18 protein-coding genes are annotated in these 17844 nt (G+C 62.8%); 5 read left to right on the top strand and 13 right to left on the bottom strand.

Features of this window, described 5'->3' with window-relative positions; translation table 11 throughout:
• Positions 1-27: 27 nt before the first annotated feature.
• Positions 28-891, bottom strand: coding sequence for a DMT family transporter (locus GR198_RS14485; RefSeq protein ID WP_029870431.1), 864 nt, complete (start codon positions 889-891; stop codon positions 28-30).
• 90 nt (positions 892-981) lie between these two features.
• On the opposite strand from GR198_RS14485, the gene GR198_RS14490 reads away from it, so the two are divergent.
• A complete protein-coding gene (locus GR198_RS14490; RefSeq protein WP_029870430.1) occupies positions 982-2391 on the top strand; it encodes an aminotransferase-like domain-containing protein in 1410 nt (469 codons plus the stop codon).
• 267 nt (positions 2392-2658) lie between these two features.
• On the opposite strand, the gene GR198_RS14495 is transcribed toward GR198_RS14490, so the two are convergent.
• Both GR198_RS14495 and GR198_RS14500 read right to left on the bottom strand, forming a co-directional pair.
• Entirely contained in the window at positions 2659-3060 is a 402-nt protein-coding gene (locus tag GR198_RS14495) for a response regulator (protein ID WP_003560657.1), read from the bottom strand.
• A 10-nt stretch (positions 3061-3070) separates the two neighbouring features.
• The gene (locus GR198_RS14500; protein WP_050573635.1) at positions 3071-4816 is read right to left on the bottom strand and encodes a sensor histidine kinase; all 1746 of its coding nucleotides are present in this window, start codon (positions 4814-4816) and stop codon (positions 3071-3073) included.
• An 87-nt stretch (positions 4817-4903) separates the two neighbouring features.
• Here GR198_RS14500 and GR198_RS14505 point away from each other — a divergent pair, with 87 nt between their 5' ends.
• Together GR198_RS14505 and GR198_RS14510 are read left to right on the top strand one after the other, a co-directional pair.
• Positions 4904-5440: a GNAT family N-acetyltransferase gene (locus GR198_RS14505; protein ID WP_029870428.1), complete on the top strand. Its 537-nt coding sequence runs from the start codon at positions 4904-4906 to the stop codon at positions 5438-5440.
• Positions 5441-5595: 155 nt separating this feature from the next.
• On the top strand, positions 5596-6468 hold the full coding sequence (locus tag GR198_RS14510; RefSeq protein WP_029870427.1) for a hypothetical protein: 873 nt from the start codon (positions 5596-5598) through the stop codon (positions 6466-6468).
• A 68-nt stretch (positions 6469-6536) separates the two neighbouring features.
• On the opposite strand, the gene GR198_RS14515 is transcribed toward GR198_RS14510, so the two are convergent.
• The 3 genes from GR198_RS14515 to GR198_RS14525 all read right to left on the bottom strand — a co-directional run bounded on the left by GR198_RS14515 (position 6537) and on the right by GR198_RS14525 (position 9594).
• Positions 6537-7451 carry a phosphotriesterase family protein gene (locus GR198_RS14515; protein WP_029870426.1) on the bottom strand — a complete coding sequence of 305 codons (915 nt, stop codon included), beginning with the start codon at positions 7449-7451 and terminating at the stop codon, positions 6537-6539.
• Positions 7452-7667: 216 nt separating this feature from the next.
• The gene (locus tag GR198_RS14520; protein WP_029870425.1) at positions 7668-8324 is read right to left on the bottom strand and encodes a Vgb family protein; all 657 of its coding nucleotides are present in this window, start codon (positions 8322-8324) and stop codon (positions 7668-7670) included.
• A 49-nt stretch (positions 8325-8373) separates the two neighbouring features.
• Positions 8374-9594 carry a hypothetical protein gene (locus GR198_RS14525; RefSeq protein ID WP_029870424.1) on the bottom strand — a complete coding sequence of 407 codons (1221 nt, stop codon included), beginning with the start codon at positions 9592-9594 and terminating at the stop codon, positions 8374-8376.
• A gap of 119 nt (positions 9595-9713) precedes the next feature.
• Between GR198_RS14525 and GR198_RS14530 the strand changes: the two genes are divergently transcribed.
• Both GR198_RS14530 and GR198_RS14535 read left to right on the top strand, forming a co-directional pair.
• Entirely contained in the window at positions 9714-10523 is an 810-nt protein-coding gene (locus GR198_RS14530) for a DUF899 domain-containing protein (RefSeq protein ID WP_029870423.1), read from the top strand.
• Positions 10524-10528: 5 nt separating this feature from the next.
• On the top strand, positions 10529-10879 hold the full coding sequence (locus GR198_RS14535; RefSeq protein WP_029870422.1) for a hypothetical protein: 351 nt from the start codon (positions 10529-10531) through the stop codon (positions 10877-10879).
• Between the two features lie 276 nt (positions 10880-11155).
• Here GR198_RS14535 and GR198_RS14540 read toward each other — a convergent pair whose 3' ends face one another.
• From GR198_RS14540 to GR198_RS14570, 7 genes are all read right to left on the bottom strand, one after another.
• Positions 11156-11797, bottom strand: coding sequence for a metallophosphoesterase family protein (locus GR198_RS14540; RefSeq protein ID WP_029870421.1), 642 nt, complete (start codon positions 11795-11797; stop codon positions 11156-11158).
• Positions 11798-11972: 175 nt separating this feature from the next.
• On the bottom strand, positions 11973-12926 hold the full coding sequence (locus GR198_RS14545) for an ADP-ribosylglycohydrolase family protein (RefSeq protein WP_029870419.1): 954 nt from the start codon (positions 12924-12926) through the stop codon (positions 11973-11975).
• 293 nt (positions 12927-13219) lie between these two features.
• A complete protein-coding gene (locus tag GR198_RS14550; RefSeq protein ID WP_164069159.1) occupies positions 13220-14050 on the bottom strand; it encodes an inositol monophosphatase family protein in 831 nt (276 codons plus the stop codon).
• Positions 14047-14877, bottom strand: a complete 831-nt coding sequence (locus tag GR198_RS14555) for a glycerophosphodiester phosphodiesterase family protein (RefSeq protein ID WP_029870417.1) — start codon at positions 14875-14877, stop codon at positions 14047-14049. The genes GR198_RS14550 and GR198_RS14555 overlap by 4 nt, the downstream gene beginning before the upstream one ends.
• Positions 14878-14887: 10 nt before the next feature.
• On the bottom strand, positions 14888-15994 hold the full coding sequence (locus GR198_RS14560) for an ABC transporter ATP-binding protein (protein WP_029870416.1): 1107 nt from the start codon (positions 15992-15994) through the stop codon (positions 14888-14890).
• Positions 15995-15996: 2 nt separating this feature from the next.
• The gene (locus GR198_RS14565) at positions 15997-16914 is read right to left on the bottom strand and encodes an ABC transporter permease subunit (protein WP_029870415.1); all 918 of its coding nucleotides are present in this window, start codon (positions 16912-16914) and stop codon (positions 15997-15999) included.
• Positions 16915-16918: 4 nt separating this feature from the next.
• Positions 16919-17809 (bottom strand): carbohydrate ABC transporter permease, encoded by an 891-nt coding sequence (locus GR198_RS14570; RefSeq protein WP_029870414.1) that lies wholly within the window; start codon positions 17807-17809, stop codon positions 16919-16921.
• Between the last annotated feature and the right edge of the window lie 35 nt (positions 17810-17844).

The following is a 17844-nucleotide window of genomic DNA, read 5'->3' on the forward strand; positions in this document are numbered from 1 at the left end:
GGACAGAGAGAGCTTCACGATCTTCCCCTACCGCGCAAACCTGCGGGCGCCGGCGACGCAGAGGATGACGGCAACGGTCACGGCGAGCATGGCCCAGGTCACGGGCTCGTGCAGCAGGGTTGCCGCAAGCGCCAGGCCGAAGAACGGCTGGAGCAGCTGCAATTGCCCGACGGCGGCGATGCCGCCCTGCGACAGGCCGCGATACCAGAAGATGAAGCCGATCAGCATGGAAAACAGCGAGACATAGGCAAGACCGAGCAGCGCCGGTGCTTCGATGCCGGAGAAGGTTGCCGGCCGATGGAAAAGCGCGACCGCGACCGTCACCGGCAGCGACAGCACGAGCGCCCAGGAAATCACCTGCCACCCGCCGAGCGTGCGTGACAGCCTGCCGCCTTCGGCATAGCCGAGGCCGCAAACGATGACCGCCGCCAGCATCAGCAGATCGCCGACCGGCGAGGCTGTCAGGCCCTGCGTCAATGCGAATCCTGCCACCAACGCGCTGCCGAGAACCGAAAAGACCCAGAATGCCGGCTTCGGCCGTTCTCCGCCACGGATCACGCCGAAGATCGCCGTTGCGAGCGGCAGCAGGCCGATGAAGACGATTGAATGGGCGGATGTGACATGCTGCAGCGCCAACGCCGTCAGCAGGGGGAAGCCGACAACGACGCCGAGCGCAACAACCGCCAAGGAGAGAATATCGCCTCGGCTCGGTCGCTTCTCTCTGAAAGCGATCAGCAGGCCGAGCGCGAGAAAGCCGGCGATCGCCGCGCGCGCCACGGTGAGGAAGACGGGATCGAACTGCATCACCGCCACGCGCGTCGCCGGCAGCGATCCGCTGAAGATCACCACCCCGATAAAACCATTGATCCATCCCGATGCCATGCGGTCCATGATGCGCTGCACTCCTTCATTCTCTGACTCTTATCGGCCAACACGGATGGTCATGACAGTGACAGTCTGATACGATTTTGAGAAACTGTAATGATTCAGAAAGCAATACGGATGAACGAGGGACGCACACGCGTGGAGATGGTCGTTGCAACAATCAGACAGCGCATCGCCGGGCGCAGCCTGACACCGGGCGCAAGACTGCCTTCCGTCCGGGGGCTGGCCGCGACGTTGAAGCTGTCGACTTCGACCGTCGTCGACGCTTATGAGCGGTTGGTCGCCGAAGGCGCGATCCTGGCAAGACCAGGCTCGGGATTCTACGTCGCCAACCAGGCAGCGCCCTTTGCGCTTGCCGAGGCCGGGCCGAAGCTCGACCGCGCGGTCGATCCGTTCTGGATATCGCGGCAATCGCTGGAGGCCGACGAAGCCGACCTGAAGCCCGGCTGCGGCTGGCTGCCGCCTTCCTGGCTGCCGGGGGACGGCATGCGCCGCGGGCTCAGAACACTTGCCCGCGCTGACGGGCCGGCGCTTGCCGACTACGGCTCGCCGCTCGGCTTGCCGCAACTGCGCCAGCTGATTTCGCGGCGGATGGGTGAACGGGGGATCGAAGCCTCCCCGGATCAAATCATGCTGGCCGATTCCGGCACGCAGGCAATCGATCTGCTCTGCCGCTTCCTGCTGGAACCCGGCGACACGGTGCTGGTCGACGATCCTTGCTATTTCAATTTCCATGCGCTGCTGCGCGCCCATCGGGCAAAGATTGTCAGCGTGCCCTACACCGCGTCCGGTCCCGATATCGAACTGTTTGCGCAAGTCGTCGCCGATGAGCGTCCACGGCTCTACATCACCAACTCCGCCATCCACAATCCGACCGGCGCAACCTTGTCTCCCGTTACGGCTCACAGGGTTCTAAAACTCGCCGACCAGTTCGACCTGACCATCATCGAGGACGATATCTTCGCCGATTTCGAGCACACGCCGGCACCCCGCCTTGCCGCCTTCGACGGGCTCGAGCGGGTCATTCACATCGGCAGTTTCTCGAAGACCCTGTCGGCCTCGGCCCGCTGCGGCTTCGTCGTGGCGAAATCGGAATGGATCGACGGCCTGACAGACCTGAAGATCGCCACCTCCTTCGGCGGCGGCCGGCTGACGGCGGAACTGGTGCTGAACGTCTTGAGCGACGGCAGCTATCGCAAACACATGGAGACGCTGAGGCACCGGCTCTCCCGGGCGATGAGCGAAGTCTCGGCCCGGCTGAAGAATCTCGGCATAACGCCCTGGCTGGAGCCCCAGGCCGGGATGTTCCTCTGGTGCCGGCTGCCCGATGGCATCGATGCGGCTGATGTGGCGCGGGCAGCATTGGAAAGGAGGATCGTTCTGGCTCCCGGAAACGCATTCAGCCTGTCGCAATCGGCAACGAATTTCATGCGCTTCAACGTGTCTCAGACGCTCGATCCAAGGGTGTTCGAGGTGCTGGGCGATATCCTGGCAGGAAGAGGATAATGGAAGGTGGGCCGTCGCGGATCGAGCGCGCTCTTCTCGCGTCGTCCAACCCCTCTTTTGAGGGCGTCATCCACCAAGGCTGACTGTTTAGGAGCGGCATTCACCGACGACCCTCATCCTGAGGCGCGTAGCCCACGGGGCGAAGCCTCGAAGGACACGTCGCAGCGCCGCTCCTTGCATCCATCTGACCTTTGCGCCCCCGCCTCGCCCTTCGAGGCCCCTGCGGGGCGCCTCAGGGTGAGGCTCTCTTGATCCTGTCATCAACCATCAGAACGACCGGTGAACCGCCTTGTCGTTGGCAAGGCGCGTCACGCAGCCTTCGAGCTTGGCGAGCAGCAGATCGAAGTCGAGCGGCTTCGTCAGATAGTCCGCCGCTCCGCCGCGCAGGCCGGCCAGCGTGTTTTCCCGATCGGTCAGCGCTGTCAGCAGGATGAAGGGAATATTGGAGAGCTCCGGGTGATTGATCTGAATTTCCGCCAGAAGCTGGTGCCCGTCCATGACAGGCATCGAAATGTCGCTGATGACGATATCGGGCCATTTCGACAGGATCATTTCTAGCCCTTCGGCGCCGTTCGAGGCCTCGAGCGTCTTGTAGCCGGCTTCGCTCAATTCTTCGACGAGGAGGTTCCGGATCTCGACTTCGTCTTCAATGCACAGGACTGTAACCATGAGCTCTTCCTTAAGCTGCGACTTGTTGATCCGACAATTGAAACTCTATTGGCAGAAGAATGGTGAATGTTGTGCCTTTGCCGAGCTCGCTCGTCACTTCGACGGTGCCGCCATGCAGCTCGACGACCTGCTTGACCACGTTGAGGCCGATGCCGGTTCCGGCAATACCCGTCGCGCTGCGGGCGCGATAATAGGGTTGGAACAGCTTCGGCAGATCCTCCGCATCCATGCCGATGCCACTGTCGGAGATGGCAATCTCAACCGTCTTCTCGTCGGCTCTGGCGCGAACATGAATGTCGGGCGCGTTGGGCGAATATTTGACGGCGTTCGAAATCAGGTTGGTGAAGACCTGTTCCATCGCGCTGCGGTCGAACGTCAATATGTCAGGTATGGGCTCAAGATCGAGATGGAACACATGCGTGCGGCTGAGATGGCGCTGCCTGTCGCAGCAGGTGACGAGCAAGGCTTTCAGATCGCCTTGGCTGCGCTTCAGTGTGATCTGTCCGGTTTCGAGCCGGCCGCTGGCGAGGATGCTCTCCATCAGGTCGACCATGCGTACGACAGCGCTTCGGATCACGCCGGCTTTTTCGTGAACGTAATCGCCGCTGACGTTGGTCGTCGAGCGGCAGAGCCGCTGGGCAGCGGCGTCGATGATGGCGAGCGGCGTGCGAAACTCGTGCGAGGCCATGGCGACGAACTGCCGCTGGAGCGCATTCACCTGGCGTTCGTGCACCAGCAGGCGGTCCAGTTCCTCTCTCTGCCTTTCGATCTCAGCCGTTCGATCGGCCACCATCTCCTCCAGATGGTTGCGGTGATGGGTGAGCTGCGCCTGGCTGTCCAGCAGGGTCAGCGAGGTCCGATGCAGACCTCGTCCGAGCCAGGACACGACGGCGATCAGCAGCGCCAGGCAGCCGAGCCCCGCCGGCGCGATCTGCCGAAGCAGCATGAATCCGGGCAGGATAGGCGGCCACACGAGGTAGCCGATCGTGCTGCCGTCATGGGACGACACAGGCACCTGCGCCCGCTCGTCCTCCCCTTTCGAAGGCGCGAAGTGCAAGCCTTCGAGCAGCGCATGATGGGCGATGCTTTCGGCAGCCTTTCCATCGAGGAACTTGACCGAGACGGCGATGAACTCCTGGCCCACCTCGATCTGCATCCGGGCCGAGCTCGGCAGAATAGGACGCGCGCTTGCTATCGCCGGCCTGTTGCCGATCATGATCGTCCGAACCGCGGCCAGTTGACCGAGCGCTTCGGCGCCGGGCTTTGCAGCCGGCTCGACGAGAACGGCGCGCATCTCACCGGCGAGAGCGGTCACTTCTCGGCCGTCGTCGTCACCGAGCCGCGGCGGCACGGCATCCGCGCCGTCGCGGAACGCAAACATCAGGCGATTGGTATCGTCGAAGATATAGGTCCTGTCGTGCCCGAAATACCGGCTCGTCCATTGGCCGACATTGTCGAGCAGCCATTCATGGTTCCGCTGCTTGGCATAAAGGAAGGCATCGTCCCATTTGGTGACGCTTTCCTGCTCCCGGGGAAGTGCCGCGATCTGCTCTTCCAATCCTTGGCCGACGAAGTCGGCCTGCCGGCGCAACGACAGATCATCGACCTTCACCGCGGCGAGCCACGCAAATCCGCATAGCAACGCAGCCGCCGCGCAGGTGAGCGTCACCAAGACGAATGTAATGTGGGATGTGAGCCCGACCTTCAATACCTGCAACCTTTTGATGGCGCCCGCTACCGAGAAATTGACACGCAAAGGTTGACGGACCGTGAATTATGCGCTCCCGTGCGGGTCTGCAGCAGGTCTCCGATGGGCATTCCGCAATCGTTGAAGGAGAAGCACATGGATGCAGCAGCATCGTCGGATACATCAGGCATCAGGATCGAGCCGATCGCTGCCGCCCATATCGACAGCTTTCATCATGCGCTCGACGTGGTCGCGCGGGAGAAAAAATACCTGTCCATGCTGGAAGCAACTCCCCTGCCGCAGACGCGTGAGTTCGTGATGGGCATGATTGCGAAAGGCAATCCGCAATTCGTTGCCGTCGCGCAGAACCAGGTCGTCGGTTGGTGCGACATCAGTCGGCATTTTTTCCCGTCGCACGCCCATCGCGGTAAACTCGGAATGGGAATCCTTCCCGCCTATCGGGGCAAGGGTCTCGGACGCATGCTCATCAAAACCACATTGAGAGCCGCGCAGAAAAGCGGTTTTGCCAGGGTTGAACTCGATGTTTATGAAGACAACACCCGCGCTATCGCTCTCTACGAAAAGATGGGATTTGCACGCGAAGGCACCGTCCGGCGTGCGGCACGCATCGACGGTCGGTTCATCGATGCGATCAGCATGGCGCTTTTGTTCGACGAGCGCGGCGCGGCATAAATCCCTGGTATCGCCGAGAATTCTTGAACGAGTCCAGCTGACTCCCGGCCCCTGGACGCTCATCACTTCCACCGGGAGTTGGAACAAATGTTCTTTCACGCGATTAGTCCGATGCGAATTCGCCGCCATGCATCGGGCTCAGCGAGGAGGCAGCCATGCATATCACCCGCCGGCATTTTGCAGCGCTTGCAGCCGTAGTTTTCCTGCCGGGGATGCCACGAGCGGCAGACGAGGAAAACGCTCTTTTCTGGCGCGCCAAATCCCCCGCGAATGACCACGTGCTTTTTGGCTACGTGCGCATCCGCGCCGACACTTTTCCTGACATCGTGGCCGAGGGAAAACGCCTGATCGATCAATCGAAGACGGTGCTGATCGACATCAATCCCGGCCTCACCCTGTCGACCGCCAAGTTCAAGAACAGTGATATCAAGCCTGTCTTTGCAGGTTTGACGCCATCCGGTCAGGATGAGTTCAAGACCATTCTCTCGACATCCCCGGCAAAGGGAGCGATCGAAAAGCTTTCCGGTTTCGAGGCGAGCCTGCTTCTTATCGGCGAAGGGCAGCATGCCTTCGGGCCTGACGCGCCGAGCATCGGCCTGGCGCTTGCGAAATACGGCGTATCGATCGGGCGCGATGTGAAGACGCTTGCCGCCGACGGGGAAATGCAGGCCATGCAGAAGCCATTGACGCTCGAAACGGTCAATTCCGTCGGTCCCGCCTCGATCACCTATCTTCTCGAGCTGCGCCGCCGGATCGGACCGATCGGCGCCCATTTCGACGAGCTCTATAAGTCTCGAAAGAGCGCAGAGATTGCACGCCTCGGAGAGGAAATCACTGCCCGGGGTATCGTGACGCCCACCGATCTCATCGATGCGGACAAGTTACGCGCACTTCTGATCGAGCGGATCGCGAACCTGCCGGCAGGCACGAACGCTTTCATCATCCTGCCGATCGGGCTTTTGAACGGTCCCCACAGCATTGTCGATGAACTCCGCTCCGGCGGCGCCGAGGTGACGACAATCGGCTAAACCCGATTTTGAGCAATTCCAGGTATCGCGACATGATTGTCGCAGGCTCCTTTCGCCCGGCCACTCTCCTATCGGGCGAAAGCCTCGAACGGATTGTCGTGTGTCAGGCGCACCAGGGTGTCGTCGTCTATGCCCCGCCGTTTCAACTCGGGCAGCAAAACCATGGAAAGATGCGTATACGGTTTGGGTATCCCGCCCATCGGCTGCGCCGGATCGAACCAGCCGCGGTCATGACTCAACAACAGGCGATCACCGCATCCCGCCTCCAGCGCCTTGATCACCAGCTCCGCCACCTCGTTGTCCCCGGCCCGGCCGACATGGTCATACTCGATCCAGGCGCCGCGCTCGGCGACGGCGACATTAAGGGCGAAGTCCTGTTCTTCCTGCGTGTGGATCGAGATGAACCTGTCGGCCCTGTAGCCCTCCGCCTCGATGACATCGAGCTGGTCCATGACGACCCGTCCCCTGATCGTATGACTGCCGATGACGGCGTCTGTCTGCGCCGCAGCGCGCGCGGCTGCCCGCAGGATTTTCGTCTCGAGCGCCGTCATCCCGTCATCGCCGGCGCTGAGCTTGATCCAGCCCGCCTGGAACCCGGTTTCGTCGATCTGCTCCGTCAGCTCGCGAAGCATCCACGCCTCCAGCTCTTTCTCGGAAGCCTCGCGGACCCATTCGGGAATCCAGGGCTCACGGTAATTGCCGGTGGGCACGACGATCGGAAAATCCGTCGCAAGCGACACCGCAAGATCGATATCCGCACGGCGTCCGACGCCGCCTGTCGAGCATTCGACCAGTGCCGTCACCCCGAGCTTCTTGATCCGCTCGATTTCGGGGGCCATCAGCCGAACGACGTCTTCGATCTCTGCTTCGGCATAACCGGGCTGGTCGGGCGTCCTGAGGTCGACGAAGACGTGCTCGTGCGGGAGGATCATCCCAAGTTCGGATTTGCTCTTAGGCCCGAGCGTCGTGCGCAGATGTTTCAAAGTCTTTCCCCCGCGATCATACCGGCTTTGCGTAAAGGCCTCGACCGACACAGCCGCGAAAGTAGCTCGTCACGTACCGAAATCAATCTCCCACTCGGTGAAAATTCCAACAACTTGACCCTTGATATCGACTTCCAACTTGGCGCCCGAATTGCTGGCGAGCTGACTGTCGCCCGGGAGAGATATGTCGTATCGGCCTCTTCGGCGTCGCATCGGCTACTTCCCCTTCCCCTCCTTGCCCTGCGCCGGTCGGCTGATCGCGCGGACCTTGCCGCTGGCGCCGCCACCGCAAAAGAAACAGTCGGCGCCGTCGGATTCGAGGCCGGAGACGCCGGTTCCCTCGGGCATCTCCAGCCGCTCCAGCACCTCTCCGGTTTCGGGGTCGATGCGCCTGACGTCGCTGTCATCGCCCTCCCAGGTGCCGTGCCAGAGCTGGCCGTCGACCCAGGTGACGCCTGTCACGACGCGGTTGGATTCGATGGTGCGGAGGATCTTGCCGGTTTCCGGGTCGATCTGATGGATCCTGCGGCCGCGATGCTGGCCGACCCAGAGCGAGCCTTCGGCCCAGGCAAGGCCGGAATCGCCGCCATTGCCGGGCGCCGGGATGGTGGAAACGATACGTCCGGTCTTCGGGTCGATCTTGTGAATGACATTCTCGGCGATCTGATAGAGGAACTCGCCGTCGAAAGCCGTTCCGGCATGGGACGCAACCTCGATCGAGCGCACCACCTCGCCGCTTGCGAGATCGAGCGCATTCAGCCGGTCGCCCGAGGCGAACCAGACATGCTCACCGTCGAAGGTGACGCCGTTGACGCGCTCGGCGCCGGGAAAGGGTCCATATTCGCGGATGATCGTCGCAGCCGATTTTTTCATCTCTTCCATCCTGTTCGCCCCTAGGGCCATCTTCATCAGTCAGACCATACTAGTCGCTTGGCAAAGGTCCCGGGAGTAACAAGATCGTCGGGAAACCGGGCAGCGGCGGGCTCATCCAACGCCGCGCCCGCCCGCGCCCGAAGGATTGCACCTTGCCCTCCCCGGCAAGCGAATCCAGCGCCCGCTGCACGGTGCGCGGGCTGGCGCCGAGCGCGATCGCCAGCGCCGAGCTCGACCACGCCTCGCCATCGGCGAGAAAGGCGAGCACCGCCCCATGCTGGCCTTCGACGAGCGGCGCCAGCACGACGGTCTCGCCGGCGCGCCGCGGCGAAAGCGCAAAGCCGCGTTTCGTCGCCGAAACCTCGGCGAGCGCCCGCAGTTCGGCGCGCAGCCGGCCCATCTCGACGCGCAGCCGGGCGCGATGCGATTCATCGGCATGTTTACCGCGGAAGGCGCGCGCGACCAGCGTACCCCTGGCCATATCCCCAGGACAGGCTTCGGCAAGCGCGCGGGCGAGCGCGAAGAGCACCGGCCGCGTTGCCAGCGACACGGAAAGCTGATCGTCGCGCACGACATGGCGGCAGGCATCGACGACGAGCGCGCCCGAACCTAGCAGCTCTTCCACCTCTTCGAGCAGCAGCGGGCTTTCCCGCCAGCGCGAGATCAGCCGTGCTACCGGCGCGCTGAGCACAGCGGCGGCATTTTCCACCTCCGCCGTCAATACGGGCATACCGGCCTCGCGCGCCGCCTGCCTCGCCCGGTCAAGCGCCGCACGCGCCGCTTTCGTCTGCAGGCGCCGGATCGCGATGCCCGCGACCACGAGCTCATGGGCAGCCCTTGCCGCCGGCGGCAGTGGCGTCGGGTCGAGTGTTTCGAGCGCCCGCTCGGCCTCGTCGAGCCGGCCGATCAGCACCAGCCGGCGAAGCTCGACATTCCTGGCATGGGCGGCATTGACCCTGTCGCCATGCGCTTCGAGCACCTTGCGCGCCGCCTCCAGTGCCTTGGGCGGCCAGGCAAGATCGCGCGAGACCAGTGCGATCTCGGCCTCGGCGACCACGCAGCGGGCTCGCGCGACCGCCTCCCGCGGGCCGAAAGCACGCGCCGCACTCTTCAGCAGCGCCTTGGCGCGGACGAGATCGCCGAGCTGCGCCATCGCAATGCCGCGCAGCGCCAGCGCCGGCGCATCGTCCCGCAGCGCCACCCGCTTCAGCGCGCCGAGCGCATCTCCCACTGCCAGCGCCTGCGCCGCTGCCGTGATCAGCGAGTCCATTCAAATCCCGTCACACTTGTCACTCCCACCATTTCCCCACCCGGCCTTAGATTTATCGTCGACCGGCAAGCAAGCCTGCACCGGATGCTACGACGAGAGACAGGCAAAGGAGAAGACCCATGACGAGACAGCTGAACGCAACACGCCAGCAGTGGCTGGCGGCTCGCCTCGATCTGCTCGAGGAGGAAAAGGAACTGACCCGGCAGAGCGACGCGCTGGCGATCAAGCGCCAGCAATTGCCGCGTGTCAGAATCGACAAGCAATACCGCTTCGACACCGACGGCGGCAACATCTCGCTGAAAGACCTCTTCGGCGGCCGCTCGCAGCTTCTCGTCTATCACTTCATGTTCGGACCGGATTATACCGCGGGATGCCCCTCCTGCTCGTCGATCGCCGATGGCTTCAACGGCTTCTTCGTCCATCTTGAAAACCACGATGTCGCCTTTTGGGCGGTCTCGCGCGCGCCGCTCGCAAAACTTGACGCGTTCAAGCAGCGCATGGGTTGGAGTTTTCCTTGGGCCTCCTCCTTCGGCAGCGACTTCAACGGCGATTTCAGCGTCTGGTTCTCGGCCGAGCAGCAGCACCAGGGCGACGTAGACTATAATTACCGCCGGGAGCCGCCCGCCCCCGAACCCGCCTTAGAACCGCTTGCCGCCAAGACTGTCCCGGAATGGCAGCCGCGCGACAGCGAGGCCCCAATCACCCAGATCGCCGCCATGACCGGCACCGATGTCCCCACCTATACCCGCGACCGGCCGGGTGTCAGCGCCTTCGAACTCATCGATGGCGCCGTTTACCACAGCTATTCCAGCTATGCGCGGGGGCTGGACGGGTTATGGGGCATGTACCAATGGCTCGACCGCGCCCCCAAGGGCCGCAACGAAACCGGCATCTGGTGGCGCCACCACGACCGGTACGGCAAGGAGTGACGCCGATGCTGCTTTCCGCCCACACTCCAGAGCGGGGCGACGGCAATGTCGCTTTCAACGCCGCCGAATGGCTCTCGCTGGCTGCCGCCGCGGACGGATCAGCTGCTAAGCCGAGCAGTAACATCGCTAGCCCGGCCGGCCGGATCGCCACCCACACCGCCGACTGGCTATCACTCGCCGCCGCCCCGACATTCGCGGTCATGGCGCTGCTGACGGCCACGACCGGCAGCGCCGACATGATCTGCATGACAGCGCCGGATGCCTTCCCGATCGGCGGAATGGTGCCCATGTACCTGCTGATGAGCGGCTTCCACCTGGCGCCCTGGCTGCGGCTCGCCGCCGGCTGGCGGGCCTGAGTGGGCGGCAGCGTCGCGCCATCTTCTCCCCAGCGGGGAGAAGATGCCCGTCAGGGCAGATGAGGGGGTGAGCGGCAAAGCCGCGAATGCGGGGAGCGTTAGCGAAGGGCAATCAATGACATAGTGCCGTGCGGCCCGCCCCCTCATCCGACCCTTCGGGCCACCGACCGGGGTCGAGCCGCGGGTCTCGACCCGTCCTTCGGACCCCGCTGGGGAGAAGAGGGAGCAAGCCGCACTGCCCCCTCCCGTAATACCTCCCCGCCGGCCCTCCCAAGTTCATGCCCTCACCTCGATAAAGTCGATCGGCCCGCCGGCAACATCGTCGTCGAAGACCGCACAGGAAAGCTTGCCGCCGAAGACGCAGGCGCTGTCGATGTTGGTGCGGTTTCCTGTCGTCATGGGATTGGACATCGATGGGGTATGGCCGTGGACGAGGTGCTTGCCCCAATATTCGCCTGGCTCACCGGCCACGAACCGCATCCATAGAAGATCGTCCTGGCTCTGCCGGTCCAACGGAAATGCCGGATCGACGCCGGCATGGACAAAGATGCGATGCCGATCGACATGCATGAGCGGACGATCGGCCGCCCATTGCAGATGCTGCGGCAAAACCCTGCCGCCATAGGATATTTCGGTCTCCAGCCCGCCGTTGCCGAGCCAAACGGCTCTGCTCTGACCGTCGGCATAGGCAGCGACCATCATATCCTCATGATTGCCTTTCAGGCAGATCCATCTCCACGGGTCCGATGGACCGGCGATGATCCGGTCGAGGACACTTTTGCTGTCAGGCCCGCGATCGACATAGTCGCCAAGGAAGACGACCGTGCCTTCAGCCGCATAGGCTTTGATCCGATCGATCATCCTCTTCAGCGGATCGATACAGCCGTGGATATCACCTATGGCGAACGTGTAGCGCATGCTTCATTTTTAGCGCCTGTCGGGGGCCAGGTGAAGTCCGGATCGCCGCGGCGGATCTCAATACTGCCGACAGAAAATCCGACTCATTTCCTGGCACTTACGGCGATTGCTTCGCCTTTGGCTTGAGGTCACATATTGATCGCCGATCCGCGGATGGGTATGGCATTGGGCATTGCTAGCCAGCCCTCTTCAACAACTGGCCGGCCAGCTCGATGCAATCAACCGGCCAATATAGTTCGGGCCTTGGATGCGCGACCTTTGGGTTTCCCTCGTGTGGTCGGCAGGAAAGTATCGATTCACGCCATCGGCTGGGAATTGCGCACTCCCCATGAATCGCACCGAGTAGAGCTCCGGCAATCGCTGCATTCGTATCCGTATCGCCACCATTTGAGACGGCGCTCACTACGCCGTCCTCCAAGGAATTCGAATGCAGCAATTGAAAAATGGCATTCTGAAACGCGATCAGGACCCAGCCTTGCTGATTCACGAAGTCCTTTGGCGGTTCCTTTTCGGCGGCGGCTATTGCATCACGAATGCTGTGATCGACACCAAGCTCATCGGACCATTTTCTGATCGTCTGATAAACATCTCGAGGCGTCGGGCCTTCGGCAATTGCGTACGATAGCGCGCGAGCAAAGAGATTGTTGATCTGCCGGCACACAAGGTTCGGATGTGTGATGATGGCGTCCTGTTCCGCCCACAACCCGACCTGTTCGGTTGGAAACTGAGATCCAAAAATGCCGAGAGGTGACACACGCATGAGCGCACCGTTGGCTTGGCTTTGGTGGTCAGGCTCGTAGCGAATTCCATTATATACCGTCCGGCCAATGTCGAAGGGCTTGGATGCCAGCCAATCTTCATAGGCCCGTCGGGCAGCGTCCTGAACATATGCTCCTTCCGCGACAATCGATCTGGCCAAAGCCAGCGCCATCTCGGAGTCATCAGTTGGTTGACCGGCAATGGTGTTCCATGCGCCGCCATCATGAATTTCGCGAACGCCATGGGGATATTTCTGGCGTATTTCCTGGGGCGTCTGAAACTCTACCAGCGAGCCGAGTGCATCCCCTGCCAGTTGACCGAGAATACAACCGATTGCACGGGACGTTGTTGTATTATCTATGATTTTCATACCGCCTCTGGCGAGTCGTGAAGCGCCCTGATGCAATCACCCTGTCATGCGAGTGGCGCAACGCCGCAAGCGACGATACTAATCCGCTCAGGTTTCCGCTAGTCGTTACGACGTTTGAGCGACCGCTATCGGCACAAAATAAAGTCCCTCATCCGCCTGCCGTGACCTCGCTCCTTCCATTCACGTGTCGCATGGCAAGTCCCCCCGCCCCGTTAGGGTGAGGGGTAGTGTCTTGCGGCTCGTCTGCTTTGAGTGAGTGCCCTTGCCAGACTTTCCGCCAACGCGCCGAGCTATCACCCCTCGACAAAACCCCGCCGGATCGCCTCCCAGCTTTCCACATCCGGCGCCAGCAGCAGCCGGCCCTTGGTCATCGCAGGACGATAGGCTTCGCCGCTGAGCAATGCCCCATAGCCGCCGGCTTCGTGATGGATCAGCACGCCGGCGGCGTGGTCCCAGGGTTTGAGCTCGGCGTTGAGCGAAAAACTCATAGCGCCTGATGCCACCGCCCGGTATTCATAGGCCGAGCAGCGCCATGTGGTGGTGCGGGCAAAGTGCAGCAGGCTCCGAGCGTAGACCGGCTGCTCCTCGGCGGGGAACATATGCAGCGGCACGAAGCCGTGCATTTCCCCGATCGGCCCTGGCGGCGCGACGCTGAGCCGGGTCCGCGTGCCATCGCGGGCGATGTGCCATGCGCTCTGCCCCAGCCGGGCGGCAAGGAAATCACCGGTTACGGGATAGTGGATCAGCCCGGCCACCGTCTCGCCGCCCGAGACGATCGCCACGATCATGCCGAACAGCGGCACGCCATGGGCGAAATTCCAGGTGCCGTCGACAGGATCGATGATGACGGCGAGATCGGCGTCGCCAAGACGCGTCAGAATCGACGGATCGGCGGAGACCGCTTCCTCGCCGACCAGCAGCGCCTCGGGAAAGTGCGCCGACAGCGCTTCGGTGAGCCGCCGCTCGGCACCGATATCGGCATCGGTCACCAGATCGTCAGGCGCGGTCTTGGTGCGAATGCCCTCGGCGGTGACGCCGAGGAAGCGGGGCAGGACTTCCGCCTCCGCCGCCCGGCGCATATCCTCCATCACGGCGAAGAATATGTCGTCCGACACGTCCCTCATGCGCGGCGCGCCTCGATATAGGCCTTAAGCGCGGCGGGCTGGTCGGTCTGGATGACGCTGATGCCGGCCGCCATCATCCGACCCCAGATCGCATCGGGATCTTCAAGGGCCGCACTATCGGTCAAGCCGCAGCAGGAGACCGGATCGAGCGTGTTGACCCAGAGGGAGATCCCGGCGTTGCGCAGACGCGCGTGCTGGCCGGCCAGGGTCTCAAGCGCATCGAACTTGGCTTCGCACATGAAGGGGCGCGCCGCGATGATTGCCTTGGCGGTCTCTTCGGCGCTCCCGACCCTGAAGAACGCCTGGCCCATGAACGGAATGCCGTCGATCCCGGGCTGCCTGGCGAGCCAAGCCAGCGCCTCCGGCGTGTCGGCGCGAGCCTTGAGATCGACCTGGTCGGCCATCCCCATCTCTTTGACCTTGGCCGCGACGATGCTCATCATCTCGAGGTCCTTGAGGTCGAGATCGACGAAGATGCGGCCACGTACGGTTTCGAGCACCTGTTCCAGCGTCGGAACGGTCTGCGTCGTGAACGGCTGGTCCGGCCCGCCATCGGCCATGCGCAGCCGCAGGCTGGTGATCTCGGCGATCGTCATCTCCTCGGGGATGCGATCGATGCCGGCCATGCGCTCAAGCGTGTCGTCATGCAGGATGAACAGCACGCCATCGGCGCTCTGGCGGATATCCACCTCGACGATGTCATAGTCGCCGGCGATCGCATTCTCGATCGCGGCAAGGCTGTTTTCGGGAGCATGATGCCAGGCGCCGCGATGGGCGACGATGGCGCAGGGGCGCGACGGGTCGGCAATGTGGTCGATGTATTTCATGGGACTTCCTTTAGTTTGCGCTGAGAGCGCCGGGTATGGCCCTGCCGCTCGCTGCATCGAAGAGATGCAGGCGGGAAGCCGGGAGATTGAGAAAGAGTTGGCTGCGGTCCGATATCTCGACGCCGAAGGGCGTCGCGATCCTGACGACCGAGCCGCCGAGCTCGGCTGCCAGGATCGCGTGCGAGCCGAGATCCTCGCGAAACCGCAGGGCGGACGTGAGCACCTGTCCGTCGACCCCGCCACCGATCAGGATATCCTCGGGCCGGATGCCGAGCTGATAGGCGCCGGTAAGCCGGGCTTGCGCCACCACCTGCCCGTCGGCGAGCCTGAGCACCGTGCCGTCGCCGATGACCGGCAGAATGTTCATCGGCGGCGCGCCGATGAATTTGGCGACGAAGACCGAGGCCGGCTGGTGATAGATCGCTTTCGGCGTGTCGAACTGTTCGATCCGCCCCTTGTTGAGGATGAGGATGCGGTCCGCCAGCGTCATCGCCTCCACCTGATCGTGGGTGACGAAGACGGTGGTGGCGCCGATGCGCCGGTGCAGTTCGGCAAGCTCGACACGCATGTCGTGCCTGAGCTGAGCGTCGAGGTTGGAGAGCGGCTCGTCGAATAGAAGCACGCCGGGCTCGCGTACGATGGCGCGGCCGATCGCGACGCGCTGGCGTTGGCCGCCGGAAAGCTGCCCGGGCTTGCGGCCGAGGAAGTCCGACAGCCCGAGCATCTTCGCCACCGCGCCGACCCGCTCGATGCGCTCGGCCTTCGCCATGCCTGATACCTTGAGGCTGTAGGCGATGTTGTCGAAGACGCTCATATGCGGGTAGAGCGCATAGTTCTGGAACACCATGGCGCAGCCGCGATGTTTCGGCTCCAGATCCTGCACCTGCCGGCCGCCGATGACGATCGTGCCGCCGCTCACCCGCTCCAGCCCGGCGATCATCTGCAACAGCGTGGACTTGCCGCAGCCGGAGGGACCGAGCACGACGGTGAATTCGCCGGCTCGGAGTTCGACATCCATCGGCGGGATGACGACGGTCTCGGCGTCATAGGCCTTGGTGACGCCTGATAGCGTGATGTTGGCGGCAGCGGCGCGGATGGCCATGTCGATGGCGTTCATGCCTATTTCTCCGTGAGAGCGAGGCCCTGGACCAGATAGCGCTGCAGGAGCGCGATCATCGCGAGCGGAATGATGGAAACGATGACGGCGCCGGCCATGATCATCGGAAAGTCGGGGATCTCTCCGTCCGAATCCGGCACGAGCCGCGCCAGCCCGACGACGGCGGTCTGCATGTCTGACGTCGAGGCGGCGACCAGCGGCCAGAGATATTGCGTCCAGCCGCTGAGGAAGGTCAGCACGAAGAGCGCGGCGAAGCTGGTGCGCGACAAGGGCAGCAGGATATCGAAGAGAAAGCGGATCGGCCCTGCCCCATCCATGCGCGCCGCCTTGAACAGATCCTTGGGCAGGGTGAGGAAGAACTGGCGGAACAGGAAGGTACCGGTGCCATGCGCCACAAGCGGCGCGATCAGGCCGAAATGCGTGTTCAGCACGCTCCATTCGAGCTTCACCGGCGCGCCGAAATAGTCGGCGATCAGCCCGTTCAGGCCGGTGATATCGAGCAGCGCGTTGACCGGCGAAAACACGTTCGACGCCACCTGGTAGGTGGTGATGACGCGGATCTCGATCGGCAGCATGATGGTCACAAGGATGAGCGCGAAGACCACGCCCGCCCAGCGAACCCTGAAATAGACGATGGCATAGGCCGACAGAAGCGACAGGACGCAGGTCGCGAATGCATCGCCAAAGGCGACCACCAGACTGTTCAGCATCTGAACCGGGATGTGCGTCTCGGTGAAGATGTGCGCCGCATTGGTGAAAAACTGGTCGCCGGGATACCAGGCGAGCCCGTTGCGCAGGATGAATTCATAGGACTGCGAGGCTGTCGCCAGCGTCAGATAGAGCGGCCCGAGGATATAGGCGATGCCGACGATGAGCACGAAGCCGGCAGCGATGTTGAGGGAACGTGCGTTTTCGATCATGGGGTCACCGCTCGTAGTTGATGCGCCGGCCAAGGAAGAGGAATTGGGCGGCGGTGAGGAGGACAACGAAGACCATCAGGATCGCCGTCTGGGTCGAGGCGCCGGAGAGGTCGTAGCCGCTGAAGCCGTCGGTATAGATCTTATAGACCAGCAGCGTGGTGGCGCCGCCGGGACCACCATGGGTGATCGTATCGATCAGCGCGAAAGCCGAGGTGACGCTTTCGGTGAACTCGAGCACCAGCGTCAGGAAGAGTTGCGGCATGATGAGCGGCAGTTGCACGTCGAAGATGCGCCGCCACGGCCCTGCCCCATCCATTGCGGCTGCCTGGTGCATGGTCTTCGGGATCGACTGCAGGCCGGCGAGCAGGATGACGAAATTGAACGGGATGCCGCTCCAGACATGCGCGGCGATCAGCGTGATGAAGGCATCCGTGCCGTTGATGCCAGGCGCCCAGATGCCGGGAAAGGCTGAGTTGAGTGGCGCGAGCACGCCGACGAAGGGATTGAAGATGAAGGCGAAGACGACGCCGATCGAGGCGCCGGCAACCCCCTTCGGCCAGACGAGCACATTACGCGCCGGCAGCGACAGGCGAATCTTCCGGTCGGCCGCGACCGCAAGGATCAGCGGGACCACCACCGCAAGCGCTGAGGCAGTGACCATGAAGACGATGGTGCGCCAACAGCTCTTCCAGAACTCCGGATCGGAGAACACGCGGGCAAAATTATCCCAGCCGACAAACATCGAGCCGCCGCCGAAGGGGCGCTCGAGGAAGAACGACCAGTAGAAGGCTTGAAAAACCGGCACGTAGAAGAAGAGCGCAATCAGCAGCATGAGCGGCGCTACCAGCAGAAGCGGCAGCCAGCGATGGCTGAAGAGAGAAGATTCCGACGTCATGGAGAAGCCCTGCATTGGAAGACCGCACGGGAGCG

It is taken from the genome of Rhizobium leguminosarum, from assembly GCF_010668065.1.
Classification (GTDB): domain Bacteria; phylum Pseudomonadota; class Alphaproteobacteria; order Rhizobiales; family Rhizobiaceae; genus Rhizobium; species Rhizobium leguminosarum_S.

Bases quoted from the DNA above. Each gene is read 5' to 3' on its own strand.
- GR198_RS14485 (WP_029870431.1), bottom strand. From the start codon at position 891: ATGGACCGCATGGCATCGGGATGGATCAATGGTTTTATCGGGGTGGTG.
- GR198_RS14490 (WP_029870430.1), top strand. From the start codon at position 982: ATGATTCAGAAAGCAATACGGATGAACGAGGGACGCACACGCGTGGAG.
- GR198_RS14495 (WP_003560657.1), bottom strand. From the start codon at position 3,060: ATGGTTACAGTCCTGTGCATTGAAGACGAAGTCGAGATCCGGAACCTC.
- GR198_RS14505 (WP_029870428.1), top strand. From the start codon at position 4,904: ATGGATGCAGCAGCATCGTCGGATACATCAGGCATCAGGATCGAGCCG.
- GR198_RS14510 (WP_029870427.1), top strand. From the start codon at position 5,596: ATGCATATCACCCGCCGGCATTTTGCAGCGCTTGCAGCCGTAGTTTTC.
- GR198_RS14520 (WP_029870425.1), bottom strand. From the start codon at position 8,324: ATGAAAAAATCGGCTGCGACGATCATCCGCGAATATGGACCCTTTCCC.
- GR198_RS14525 (WP_029870424.1), bottom strand. From the start codon at position 9,594: ATGGACTCGCTGATCACGGCAGCGGCGCAGGCGCTGGCAGTGGGAGAT.
- GR198_RS14530 (WP_029870423.1), top strand. From the start codon at position 9,714: ATGACGAGACAGCTGAACGCAACACGCCAGCAGTGGCTGGCGGCTCGC.
- GR198_RS14535 (WP_029870422.1), top strand. From the start codon at position 10,529: ATGCTGCTTTCCGCCCACACTCCAGAGCGGGGCGACGGCAATGTCGCT.
- GR198_RS14540 (WP_029870421.1), bottom strand. From the start codon at position 11,797: ATGCGCTACACGTTCGCCATAGGTGATATCCACGGCTGTATCGATCCG.
- GR198_RS14545 (WP_029870419.1), bottom strand. From the start codon at position 12,926: ATGAAAATCATAGATAATACAACAACGTCCCGTGCAATCGGTTGTATT.
- GR198_RS14550 (WP_164069159.1), bottom strand. From the start codon at position 14,050: ATGAGGGACGTGTCGGACGACATATTCTTCGCCGTGATGGAGGATATG.
- GR198_RS14555 (WP_029870417.1), bottom strand. From the start codon at position 14,877: ATGAAATACATCGACCACATTGCCGACCCGTCGCGCCCCTGCGCCATC.
- GR198_RS14560 (WP_029870416.1), bottom strand. From the start codon at position 15,994: ATGAACGCCATCGACATGGCCATCCGCGCCGCTGCCGCCAACATCACG.
- GR198_RS14565 (WP_029870415.1), bottom strand. From the start codon at position 16,914: ATGATCGAAAACGCACGTTCCCTCAACATCGCTGCCGGCTTCGTGCTC.
- GR198_RS14570 (WP_029870414.1), bottom strand. From the start codon at position 17,809: ATGACGTCGGAATCTTCTCTCTTCAGCCATCGCTGGCTGCCGCTTCTG.